The 12,124-nt window shown below is 63.4% G+C and carries 9 protein-coding genes and 1 pseudogene; 2 read left to right on the plus strand and 8 right to left on the minus strand.

The features are described 5' to 3' along the window. Positions 1-162: 162 nt before the first annotated feature. A pseudogene (locus tag NPX02_RS17070) lies at positions 163-564 on the minus strand (DUF805 domain-containing protein); the annotation flags it as partial. Between the two features lie 74 nt (positions 565-638). Further along, positions 639-992: a GFA family protein gene (locus NPX02_RS17075; protein ID WP_260295023.1), complete on the minus strand. Its 354-nt coding sequence runs from the start codon at positions 990-992 to the stop codon at positions 639-641. Between the two features lie 217 nt (positions 993-1,209). On the opposite strand from NPX02_RS17075, the gene NPX02_RS17080 reads away from it, so the two are divergent. Beyond that, positions 1,210-1,563, plus strand: a complete 354-nt coding sequence (locus NPX02_RS17080; protein ID WP_260295024.1) for a hypothetical protein — start codon at positions 1,210-1,212, stop codon at positions 1,561-1,563. A gap of 170 nt (positions 1,564-1,733) precedes the next feature. Here the strand turns inward: NPX02_RS17080 and NPX02_RS17085 are convergent, their stop codons facing one another. The 5 genes from NPX02_RS17085 to NPX02_RS17105 form a co-directional block, all read right to left on the minus strand. Next, positions 1,734-2,423: an MOSC domain-containing protein gene (locus NPX02_RS17085; protein WP_260295025.1), complete on the minus strand. Its 690-nt coding sequence runs from the start codon at positions 2,421-2,423 to the stop codon at positions 1,734-1,736. Between the two features lie 85 nt (positions 2,424-2,508). Beyond that, a complete protein-coding gene (locus NPX02_RS17090; RefSeq protein ID WP_260295026.1) occupies positions 2,509-3,000 on the minus strand; it encodes an NlpC/P60 family protein in 492 nt (163 codons plus the stop codon). Between the two features lie 116 nt (positions 3,001-3,116). Next, positions 3,117-3,938, minus strand: a complete 822-nt coding sequence (locus tag NPX02_RS17095) for a class I SAM-dependent methyltransferase (RefSeq protein ID WP_260295028.1) — start codon at positions 3,936-3,938, stop codon at positions 3,117-3,119. 349 nt (positions 3,939-4,287) lie between these two features. Next, positions 4,288-7,410, minus strand: coding sequence for an efflux RND transporter permease subunit (locus tag NPX02_RS17100; RefSeq protein WP_260295029.1), 3,123 nt, complete (start codon positions 7,408-7,410; stop codon positions 4,288-4,290). Continuing rightward, the gene (locus NPX02_RS17105) at positions 7,407-8,759 is read right to left on the minus strand and encodes an efflux RND transporter periplasmic adaptor subunit (protein ID WP_260295031.1); all 1,353 of its coding nucleotides are present in this window, start codon (positions 8,757-8,759) and stop codon (positions 7,407-7,409) included. Before NPX02_RS17105 ends, NPX02_RS17100 begins: the two co-directional genes overlap by 4 nt. A gap of 351 nt (positions 8,760-9,110) precedes the next feature. Between NPX02_RS17105 and NPX02_RS17110 the strand changes: the two genes are divergently transcribed. Then, a complete protein-coding gene (locus NPX02_RS17110) occupies positions 9,111-9,518 on the plus strand; it encodes a MerR family transcriptional regulator (RefSeq protein ID WP_260295033.1) in 408 nt (135 codons plus the stop codon). A gap of 325 nt (positions 9,519-9,843) precedes the next feature. On the opposite strand, the gene topA is transcribed toward NPX02_RS17110, so the two are convergent. Continuing rightward, positions 9,844-12,123, minus strand: a complete 2,280-nt coding sequence (gene topA, locus NPX02_RS17115; protein WP_260295034.1) for a type I DNA topoisomerase — start codon at positions 12,121-12,123, stop codon at positions 9,844-9,846. Position 12,124 lies beyond the last annotated feature (1 nt).

The following is a 12,124-nucleotide window of genomic DNA, read 5'->3' on the forward strand; positions in this document are numbered from 1 at the left end:
GGTACGGGTTCATTGTTGCTGCATCACCGTTGCGCGTTGCAGGTACTGCTGGTAGGCGGGTATGGCGATTGCCGCCAGGATGCCGACCACCATGACAACGGGGATCATCAGTCCGAGGATCTTTACCCCGATGGAATTGCCGCACGGCGCCGGACCATAACGGTTGGCGCCCCTGGTGCCCCTGCCGAACAGCAGGTAGAGGGCCAGCAGAATGTTTCCCACCGGCACGATAAGCAGCAGGCTGAGCAGGCCGGTGTGGTTCAGGTCATTGAGCCGTCGCTTGGCGTAGATGATGGCGATGGCGAACAGGAACAGATAGAGCAGGATCAGCAGCAGGCCGTAGCCCCCGGTGACGGACGCTATACCCACCGAGCCGCTGATACCGGACAGGGTGCCGAGAAAAACGAAGAGCAGGTTGGACAGCAGCATGAGGCCGGTGCCGTAGGCGATGTAGCGCAGGCGCCCGATACGCCCGCTGACGGCGATAATACGCGGTTGGTAAGTCTGGATATCGGCCGGCTCGACCGTCGCCGCCGGGGTCTGGTAGGGATTGGTAGTGTCCATGTATCGGGCTCCGTGAATCAAATCCTGGGATATTAAGTCGCTTCACCCTGGAACGCAACGGCCGATTCCCCGGCTCACAGACTCTTGCCGTCAAACACCTTGCTCGCCATGTTGAGTGGATCGAGCCCTTCGATACAGCCCAGGTTGAGCCGGAAGTGGCCGGGCATGCGCAGGGTTTCGTGGAACGGGTAGATGCCGCACTGTTTGCAGAAGTAGTGTTTGGCCACGCCGTTGCCGAACCGGTAGAGGGCCAGGGCGCCCGGCTTGGCGTCGATATGCAGCTGGTCGGCCGGGAGTATGAAGTCGGACATCAGGGCGCCCTTGCGGATACAGATGGAGCAGTTACAGTGCAGGCCGCTGCTGATTGCGTCGTGCTCAAAGGTGAAGCGGACGTCGCCGCAGTGGCAGCTGCCGTGATAGGTGGTCATGGGCGAACCCCTCTCCTGTGGTCTGTTGCCGATCGATTGGCGAAGCGGATGCATAGGGGAAACCCCTATGCTCCGGTACCTGTGCTAGGATTCACTTCGGGAGTGCCGGTTTCCGGCACAGTCGGAAGTATAGTCGGCAAGTCGAACAGGTTCAGCGGGCGATGGGTCCGGTCCTGGCTGGGCAGGGGTCGACAGATGGGTTTTGGAGAGTGGTACCATGTCAGAGATTGTCCAGGAGAGGCGTGAGCAGATTATCGCGGCGCTCGGTTTTCCCCGCCTGCTGATGGAGCAGGAGATCAAACGGCAAGTCTGTCCCGAACACTACCGGTTCAACGATCAGGCGCAGGAGTGTAACGAGTGCCTCTATATCCTCGAGTGCCGGTGCTACGGCGAGTACCTGGCCGGTTCGGCGCTCAAGCAGGCCTCCACCACTGAACTGGTGCGGTTGCTGCAGTTTGGTTACGAGTACGTCACCCAGCAATTGAAACGGCAGGACCACGAGACCGCCAGTTGCTCTTGCGAACTGTGCGGCTGGATCCGTTCCGTCACCCCGCTGCTCGCCACCGCCTGAATTCCCCGGGCTGCGAACCCGATGCCCGGGAATGATGCTGTAGTGTGGGTTTGACTCCGCCCCTGCGGACTTAGGGCTCGCGCAAGAGTAATTTCGCAGTACCGAGGGCGTAACGCCGCCAGCGGGGTCCAGTTGCGACCGAATACCGAAACTTATTTTTGCGCGAGCCCTTACTCGCGATTGAACAGCCGCCTGCCCCAGCGCTCCGGCTGACCGCTCTCCAGGCGGTCGGCGGCGTGGCGTTTCCATCCCAGCGACAGTGTCTTGTGTTCCGCCAGCATTTCCAGGTCTTCACGGCAGAATGGCCGGTTGTAGAGGATGTCCAGGCAGGTGCGTACCGACAGATTCGAGTTGGAGAGTTCGTGCATTTTCAGGATGTCATCCGCGCCGACCGTGCCCTCCTGCAGCACCCGGTACAGCCAGCCGGTGCGGCCCGAGGTCTGCATCATGAGAGACATCTGGGGATAGCCAAAGCGGAGATTCAGCTTGTAGCAGGGCGAGCGGGGCTGACTGACCTGCAGCACCGCCTCGCCCAGGGTGAAGATGTCACCGATATTGATCTGCTCCTCGGTAAACCCGGTGTCGGACAGATTCTCGCCGAAGGCGCCGGGAAGCAGGCGGCTGGCCGGCGGCGGTAGCGCCATAGCCTGCCAGAACTCCTCCCAGTAGACGTAATGTTCCCGGGGATAATAGTGCAGGGCGCGCTCCACGCCACCGTGATGGCGCCGGTCCTGCTGCTGGTCCCCCTCCAGGCCCTCCCGGCCGCAGTGCCGTGGGCCGGTGATCGGCTGCTTGTCGATGGCACTGCTGGTGTCGCTGTCCAGCGGGGCCGTGGTGCCGATGAATATCAATGTGCTCATATTACGTGTAAACCGTGAATCTGTGGTTGGGCGAGATGCCGCGCCGGTCGCATTGGCCGGAGCAGCGTTCGCGGCGGCGGTTGGGTTACAGGACCCGTCTGGATGTCCAGTACACCGATTGCCAGTAGGGGCTGTCCAGCGCGGAGATCATCACGCCTCGGCTTTTCGAGGCGTGTAGAAAGCGGTTCTGTTCCAGGTAGATGCCGACATGCTGCGTGTTGCCGTCGATCCTGAAAAACACCAGGTCACCGGTACTCAACTCGGACAGGCGCACCGGCTGGCCGCTGCCCGCCTGCTGCCCGGTGGTGCGTGGCAGTGCCACCCCCAGTCGGGAGCGGTAGGTCAGCTGCACGAAGCCGGAACAGTCGATACCGTCGCGGTCCTGGCCGCCGATGCGGTACGGCGTCCCCCGCCACGCCTCATGTTGCCGGTAGAGACTGGCCAGCAGCGCCTGCTCCAGTTCCCCCGACCGGACGGTCGCCGGTGCCGGCACGGCGGCTCCTTGTTGCGGCGCTGGTGCCATGCCGCCGCAGGCGGTGAGCAGCATCAGCAGGGGGATTAAAAGCAATCTGTGCATGGGCCTCCGTCGTTGTCCTTTCCGCCAGCCAGGTCGCCTGCTGCCGGAATGGTCGCCGTATGGTGAAATAATAGCAGTGAAACGCCCCGGCCAGCAGTTCCCGGTACAGCCGCTGATCAATCGGTCGTGGCATCGTCCGGGGTGGCGAGCGACTTCTCGACCCGTCCCTTGATCGCCCAGGCGCGCGCGCGCAGGCGGATGGAGCCGTCGCTGGCGGTGGGCAGGTGCTCCCGCAGCAGCTCGCGCAGGGCCGCCTGGTCGCTCTCCGGTTGTTGCAGCAGATAGGTCGGCGCGGTGCCCTGGCCGGCCTGAAACGGTCCCCAGAACTGCTCGAAGTCGGGGAACTCCTGGGTGATCTCGAACGAGGTGAGGGTGATATCGGCAAGGCCGGCGTCACTGAACAGCTGGCGCAGCGCCGGTTTGTTGCAGTCGGCAAAGCGCTTGCCCTCGTGCATCACCTCGGCCATCAGGTTGAGCTCCACCGCCGCATCCCAGAAGTAATTCAGCATCTCCATGCTGCCGGCGTAGTCCCAGACATAGGCGGCGACACTGCCGCTATCCGCGGTAACCCGCACCATCTCCCGCAGCACCCGGTCGGGGTCCGGCGGGATGTTGAGCAGCAGGCCGGAGACGGTGATGTCGACGGCAGCGTCCTCCACCGGCAGGGCCGTGGCCTCGCCGACCCGCAGCTGGATGCCCTGGCGCAGGCGCAGCTGCGCGGACTTGATGAAGCTCTCGGATTGGTCCACGGCATACAGCTCGGCCGGCTTGTAATGGTTGAGGATGATATCGCTCAGCGGGCCGGTTCCACAGCCGACATCCAGCCAGCGCAGCCCCGGCTCCGGGTCCAGCCAGTCGAGGAAGGGCTTGGCGACCAGCCGGCTCCAGCGGCCCATGTAGAGCTCATAGGCATCGCCCGATTCCCAGGTTACTTTCATATCCGTCCGCTCCGGAGTGATTTGGCTATTGGACTGAAGTGTGTACCAATCCGCCGGTTAATAAAAGGCATGAAATGATTACCGGGAGCTCCCCGGGTTGTCGGGGGGGTCCTCAGGGGTCGGAGTCAAGCCGCACAGGGGTTTCGGGAAATCATCTCTTGTTCGGGCGGCTTGACTCCGACCCCTTCCCAAGCAGTCTGGATTCCATCCTTAGGTCCGTAAACGGTACATCCCTGTACCACTCCTCCTGCACCACTCCTCCGGCCTGCGCCGGGATGACGATCTACTTACTTTCACGGGAATAGACTGCCTAATTGAGTGCCATTCGACTCCGACCCCTAAATACGGCTCAGGTGGTTTCGCTCTCCATCGCAGCCAGCTCCTTGGCGGTGGTGGCGATGCCCAGGTCGTGCAGGATGCTGAACAGGGCGGGCACCACCAGCAGTACCAGCAGGGTGGTGGTCAGCAGACCGAAGATGATGCTGGTGGCCAGTGGTACCAGCACCTGGGCCTGCATGCTCTTCTCCAGCAGCAGCGGGGTCAGCCCGGCGATGGTGGTGATGGAGGTGAGCAGCACGGCGCGGAAGCGGTCGCGACTGGCCATCTTGGCCGCCTCGATGATGTGGTGTCCCTCCTTGACCCGCAGCTTGAGAAACTCCACCAGCAGGATCGAGTCGTTGACCACGATGCCGGCCAGGGAGGCGAAGCCGATAATGCCGGGCATGGTGAAGCTGAGCCCCATCAGCAGGTGGCCCCAGATGACGCCGATCAGGGCCAGCGGGATGATCGCCATCACCACCAGCGGCTCCACATAGCTGCGGAACTGGAAGCTGAGCAGGATGAAGATGCCCACCAGGCCGATGGCGAAGCTGCGCAGCATGGAGCCACCGGTCTTGGCGGTGTCCTTGGACTCCCCCTCGATCATCGCCTGCATGCCGGGATAGCGGTTCAGCAGTTCCGGGATGAAGTTGGCAAGGGTGTGATTGATCACCTCCCGCGCGTTGGCCACGCGGGTATCGAGATCGCCGCTGATGGTGACGGTGCGTACCCCGTCGACCCGCAGGATACGCGAGAAACCGCGTGCCTCCTCGATCCGGACCACCGCACTCAGGGGTACCTGATCGCCCGCGGCGGTGGTGATGCGGAAGCCCTCCACGTCGGTCAGGTTGGCACGGTCGTCCGCGGCCAGCCGCACGTCGATCTCGTAGGCCTCGGGGCCGATCTGGATCTCGCTGGCGGTGGTGCCGTAGAAGGCGGCCCGCAGCTGGGTGGCGATGGTGGAGGCGTCCAGGCCCAGGACCAGGGCGCCGTCGCGCAGGCGCAGCCGCAGTTCCGGTTTGCCGGGTCGCAGGTTGTCCGACAGGTCAAAGGTGCCGCGATAGCTGGCGAGCCACCCCTGCAGCTCCAGCGAGGCCTGCTTGAGCTGGTCCAGATCGGGGCCGGTGAGGCGGATTTCCAGCGGGATTCCGCCCGGGCCGATGGTCGGCTCCTTGAAGTTCAGTGCCACCAGGTCGGGGATCTCGCCGGTGGTTTCGCGCCACAGATTGATGTAATCGTCCAGATGGCCGCTGCGCGCCTCGGCGGTGAGCAGATCCACCGTGACCGTGGCCAGGTGGGGCCCGCTTTCATTGGCGTCCAGGTTGTTGTTGAAGCGCACCTGCACGTTGCGCACCAGCCGCTGCCCGTCCGGCTGCAGCGGGGCGAAGTGGTCGTCCACCACGCGGATGGCATCGGTCACCTGTCGGACCACCGCTTTGGTGCGCGCCAGCGGCGTGCCCTGGGGCAGCAGGATGCGCGCCTCGATAATGTCCCCCTCGATGTCCGGGAAGGACTGGAATTTCAGTTTACCGCCCACCAGCATGCCGATGCTGAGCAGGAACAGTGCGATGATCATGCCGATGAACCAGTAACGCTGATGGATGGCCCAGTCCACCAGATGGCCCACCGTGTGGTCGCGGAAATGGATCAGGCGGCTGTCGAAGGCCTGGCGGAAGCGACTCGCTTCCTGCTCGTGGTTTTTCAGGGAGTGGGCCAGGTGATGGGGCAGGATCAGGAACGCCTCGATCAGGCTGATCGCCAGCACCAGCAGCAGCACCATGGGGATGAACTGCAGCACCTTGCCCATGTGCCCGGAGAGAAACGCCAGCGGGCCGAACACCGAGACGGTGGTGAGAAACGAGGAGATAACCCCGGGAGAGACCTGGCGGGTGCCGTCGATGGCCGCCCGCATGGCGCCGTTGCCGCGGCGCAGCCGGGTGGCGATGTTCTCGGCGATGACGATGGCGTCATCCATCAGCAGACCGATGGCGATCAGTAGCGCCACCATGGTGATCATGTTGATGGTCAGGCCGAGGATGCTCATGAAAAACAGGGCGCCAAGGAAGGAGACCGGCAGCCCCATCGCAACCCAGAAGGCGAAGCGCCCCTGGAAGAACAGCCACATCACCAGGAACACCAGCACCAGCCCCTGGCCGCCATTCTTCAGCAGCAGGCCGAGACGGTCCTTGACGATGGAGGAGCGGTCCTGGGTGATATGAAATTGCACTCCGCGGGGGGCGCCGGGGCGCAGCTCCCGCTCCAGGAAACGACTCACCGCGTCCATCACCTTGATGGTGTCCTGCTGCTTGGTCTTGATCACCTGCAGCAGGGCGGCGCGCTGGCCGTTGAACAGCACCTGCTCCTCGTCCAGCTCGAAGCGGTCACTGATGCGGGCGATGTCGCCGAGCCGGATCTCGGCGCCGGAGTTGGCACTCACTACGGTCAGGTCCGCCAGCTCATCGGGGCTGCGCCGCAGATCGGTGAAGCGGATCAGCAGGTCGCGGTCGGCCGTCTCCAGGGAGCCGGCGGGCAGGTCGATGCCCTGGCGGCGCACGCTGTCGGCCACGTCCGCCATGCTGATACCATACTGCAGCAGGGCCCGGGCCGGCACCTCGATGCGCAGCTGGTGGTCGGAAAAGCCGTTGATCTCGACCTGCGAGATCTCCGCCAGCCGCTGCATCCGCTCCTTGACCTGCTCGGCGTAGGCCTTCAGGTCGCTCACCGACATGGGGCCGGTGATGGCGATGGCCACCACGTTGTCGGTGCGCCCCAGCTCCTTGATCACCGGCAGCTCGGTCTCCGCGGGGAAGGTGTTGATCGCCTCCACCTCGCTCTTGATATCATCCATGAAGCGGGCCATGTCGCCCCCCTCCACCATCTCCGCCACCGCGATGGCGACCCCCTCGCGCGCCTCGCAGCGCAGCTCTTCCACTTCACTGACGCCATCGATGGCGTCCTCCAGACGCTGGCAGATCGCCTCCTCCACGTCCTCGGCGCTGGCCCCGGGGTAGGCGACGGTGATCTGCAGCTGCTCGGCGGCGAAATCGGGAAAGGTCTCGCGCTGCAGGCCGGGCAGGGTGGAGAGCCCCAGTACCGCCAGAAACAGCATCAGCAGGTTTCCTGCCGTCGGGTGACGGGCAAAGAAGGCGATCATGGCGTCTGCTCCCCGGCCGCCAGGCGTGCCAGGCGCTGTTCAGTCGCCGGGTCCTGGACCGGTTTGAGCAGCATCTCCTGGATGGCCGGCACCAGGTCCGAGATTACCACCTGTTCCCCCGGCTGCAGTCCGGCGGTGATGGTGGCGAAGCCGGGTTGCAGCATCTCCACCTCCACCTCACGGATCTCCAGCCGCTGCTGCCCGTTCACCACGTAGAGGCGCCCGGCATGCAGGGCGGAGCGCGGCACCACCAGGCTGTCGGGGCGGGCCTTGCCGGCCAGGGTGACCTGGACAAACAGCCCCTTCACCAGTGGTGGCCGGCGGCCCGGCATCACGTTGGCATAGGGCTCGTCCACCTCGACAATCACCCCGACGGTGCGCGTTTTCGGGTCCAGGGTATCGCTCAATCGGGCGAAGCGGGCCTCCCAGGAGGCACTCAACCCGTTCTCCCGCAGCGTGGCCGTAGCGCTCAGCCCGATCTGCTGCAGGGCATCGCCCGGGTCCAGGTTGAGCACATCGATGGGGCGGCCGGCGTGCACCAGGTGGCTCATCTGGGTGATGGGGATCTGGATCTCGATCTCGGCCTTGTCCAGGGCGTCGGCGGCCACCAGCAGTTCACCCTCGCGCACATACTGCCCCTGTTCCACGTTCACCTCGGCAATCCGGCTGGTGAAGGGGAGGCGGATCTCGGTATTGGCGAGGCTGCGGCGCGCGCTCGCCAGGGTGGCCATGTGGCGTGCCTGCTGTGCCTCCAGCAGTGCCTTCTGGCTGGGGAACAGGTTAAGGGTGTTGACCTGCGCCTGCACGCTCTGTTGCTGGGCCAGCAGGCTGCGTTCCTGGCTCTCCAGGTCGGAGCGGCTGATGCCCCCCTTGCCCACCAGTTGGCGCTTGCGCTCCAGCTCTTTCCGGTTTAACCCCAGGGCGGACTGCTCGATCTTCAGCGATGCCTCGGTATTGCTGGCCTTGGCGGCCAGTTCGTCGAGCTGCGCCCGGGTGGCCTGGATATCCGCCTCGGCCTGGGCGATGGCCAGCTCGTAATCCGCCGGGTCGATGCGCAGGATCAGGCTCTCCGCCTCCAGGATGGCCCCCTTCTGCAGCGCCGGCAGTTTCTCCACGATCTTGCCCTTGACCTGGGCCACCGCCTCCCAGGTGCGGCTGGGCCTGACGGTGCCGTGTCCCTGGGCGGTCGGTATTACGTCGAGGCTGGGCGCGCGGATCACGCGCACCAGGCGGGCCTGCTCCTGGCGCGCCTCCTGTAGCGGTGGATTACTGCTCTGTTTGAGCGCCATCAGGGCGGCGACACCGGCGACGACCGGGATCAGGATGACCCACTTTTTGCTGATGGGCATGGTTTCAGTACTCCGAGGGTTGGCTGTTTCTTATTCGGCTGGGTATGACGGGCAGGTCACGGCAGGGTGCCGGATAGTCTAGATTGATATTAAGTGTTGTGCCGATTCTACGCGATGCGAAATATCAAGCCAGGTGATTTTTTAGGCATCACGGCGTTAACCAGGATTCCGCTGAGATATGTCAGCACTGGAGGCCGCTAAAAGTCACACCTATTTCCCGCATTCATCGCACAGAACCGACCTGCCCGGAGTCTGGCGTGCGATCTGCTGAATTCTGTTGACCCTGCAGTGGGTTTAGGCTTTAGAGTCGACCTTGTATTCACTTGATATAAAAGTGATTTAAGGAGGTTTATGGATGAAGTGTTGACTATCGGGCAGCTTGCCCAGCGTGCGGGGATCAGTGTATCGGCGATACGTTTTTATGAACAGAAGGGGTTGATCGACGGCCCGCCCCGGAACAAATCCGGTTACCGGACCTACCCCCTGAAGATGATTGAGCGGGTCCGTTTCATCAAGAACTGCCGGGGCCTGGGTTTCCCGCTGCGCAGCGTGACGGAATTGCTGAAGCTCTGTTATCCGGAAAACGACGAAATCGAGTGCTCCCGGGTTCAGGAACGGATCCAGCGGCAGCATGAACTGGTGTTGAATCAGTTTGAGGAGCTGAACCGGCGGCGGGCAAAGCTGGAAAGGCTGCTGGAGGCCTGTCCTTGTGAGGATGGCTGGCAGGAGTGCGACTTTATCCAGGTCATGCTGGATTAGACCGCGTGTTCCGGGCAACTCTTGCAAGAATGCCAGGCGCGCTGGGGAAAGCAGGCGCTCTATTTTAAACTCCGCGCTCTTGGTGCCTTGGCGGGAGCTCATCTGGCATTCAGTGGATGTTTGTGGACGTAGGGTGCGGTGAGCTTGCGAACCGCACCAAGCCTCGCTGGAAACGGCAGCACCCCTTTGATGCGGTTCGCTTCACTCACCGCATCCTACAAGTTTTCCGGGGCTCTGTTCCGATCAATTCAACCCCGACGAGGGGTGGCTTCCCCCCGTTCTTCATGAGCAATTTTTGAAATGAGCGGGCGGGACCGCTGACCGCTCAGGACTCCTCGACCGGCTCTGAAAAGGAGCACTCCTTCTGCGGGCAGACCTTCTCGGTGCCATTGCGCTTGGTGGTCTTGATGGTGAGGATGGGCCAGCCGCAGCTGGGGCAGGGCTCGGCAATCGGCTCGTTCCAGGTGGCGTAATCACAACCCGGGTAGGTGGAGCAGGAGTAAAATATCTTGCCGCGGCGCGATTTGCGCTTCATCAGCGTGCCCTTGGCGCATTTCGGACAGGTGACACCGGTATCTTCAGGTTTCTCCAGCGGCTCGATGTGACGACAGGCGGGATAGTTGCTGCAGCCGATGAACTTGCCGTACTTGCCCCGTTTGATCACCAGGTCGGACTGGCATTCGGGACACTGCCTGCCCTCGACGATGGTCGGCTCTTCCTGCTCCCGCTTGTCGCCGTTCAGATCGCGGGTGTAGTCGCACTCGGGGTAGTTGGTGCAGCCGATGAAGCGGCCGTGCCGTCCCAGGCGGATGGAGAGCGGCTTGCCACAACTGGGGCAGGCCTCATCCAGGGCTTCGTGGGTCACATCGCTACGCTTGACGTTCTCTTCGGTATGGTCGATGCGCTCCTTGAAGGGCGCCCAGAACTGGCGCAGCAGCGGCACCCACTCCTGTTCGCCGCGCGCGATGGCGTCCAGTTCGTCTTCCAGCCGCGCGGTAAAGTCGTAGTCCACGTAGCGGGTGAAGTACTGGGTCAGGAACCTGTTAACCACCCGGCCGACGTCGCTGGGGTGGAAGCGTTTCTTCTCCAACTGCACGTATTCGCGATCCTGCAGGGTGGAGATGATCGCGGCGTAGGTGGAGGGGCGGCCGATGCCGTGCTCCTCCAGGGCCTTGACCAGACTCGCCTCGCTGTAGCGTGGTGGCGGCTCGGTGAAGTGCTGTTCCGGACGGATCCCGTTCAGGGTGATCAGTTCGCCCTCTTGCAGCGGCGGCAGCAGTTTCTCGTCGCCATCGCCCTTCTTGGCGTCATCGACGCTCTCCATGTAGACGGTCATGAAGCCCGCGTTGGCTACGGTGGAGCCGTTGGCGCGGAAGTTGTTGCCCGCTCCGCAGGAGAGATCCGCCGCCACGGTGTCGATGGTGGCGTGGATCATCTGGCAGGCGACGGTGCGCTTCCAGATCAGTTCGTAGAGCCGGTACTGGTCCTTGGTCAGGTGGCTGAGCAGCGACTCCGGGGTGCGCTGCACCGAGGTGATGCGGATCGCCTCGTGCGCCTCCTGGGCGTTTTTTGACTTGGTCTTGAAGCTGCGCGGCTGCGCGGGCAGTTGCTCGGCACCGTACTGGCCGGCGATGAATTCGCGCAGTTCGCCGACGGCGTCGTCGGAGAGATTGACCGAATCGGTACGCATGTAGGTGATCAGGCCGATAGCGCCGCCGCCGGTGTCGATGCCCTCGTACAGCTGTTGCGCGGTGCGCATGGTTCGCTGCGCGGTGAAGCCGAGCTTGCGCGCGGCCTCCTGCTGCAGGGTCGAGGTGGTGAAGGGAGCGGCCGGGTTGCGCTTGCGCTGCTTCTTCTGGACCTGCTCCACCTTCAGCCGGCCGCCGGCGGCCGCCAGCAGCTGCTGTTCGGCGGCCGTGGCCGCCTCGCCGTTGTCGATGTCGAACTGATCGAGCTTGTTACCCTGGTAGTGGGTCAGCTTGGCGCTGAACGGCTGCGCCTGTTTGCTCAGGTCCGCCTCGATGGTCCAGTATTCCCGGCTGACGAAGGCCTCGATCTCCTCCTCGCGCTCGACGATCATGCGCAGGGCCGGGCTCTGCACCCGTCCCGCCGAGAGGCCGCGGCGGATCTTTTTCCACAGCAGCGGCGACAGATTGAAGCCCACCAGATAATCCAGGGCACGCCGTGCCTGCTGGGCGTTGACCAGGTCCATGGAGAGGGTGCGGGGTTTCGCCACCGCCTCCCGGATCGCCTTCTGGGTGATCTCATTGAACACCACGCGCTGTACTTCCTTGTCCTTCAGCAGCTTGCGGTTATTCAGCAGCTCATAGAGATGCCAGGAGATCGCCTCGCCTTCGCGATCCGGGTCAGTTGCCAGCAGCAGGGTGTCCGACTTCTTCAGCGCCTTGGCGATCGCCTGCACATGCCGGTCGTTACGTTCGATGACCTGGTACTTCATGCTGAAATCGTTGTCGGGATCCACCGCCCCCTCTTTCGGCACCAGGTCCCGGACATGGCCGTAGGAGGCCAGCACCTCGTAGTCCGGACCCAGGTATTTCTTGATGGTTTTACATTTGGCGGGTGATTCTACAATTACCAGCTTCATC

The organism is Sedimenticola hydrogenitrophicus (assembly GCF_025175675.1).
In the GTDB taxonomy this organism is placed as follows: Bacteria; Pseudomonadota; Gammaproteobacteria; order Chromatiales; family Chromatiaceae; genus Sedimenticola; species Sedimenticola hydrogenitrophicus.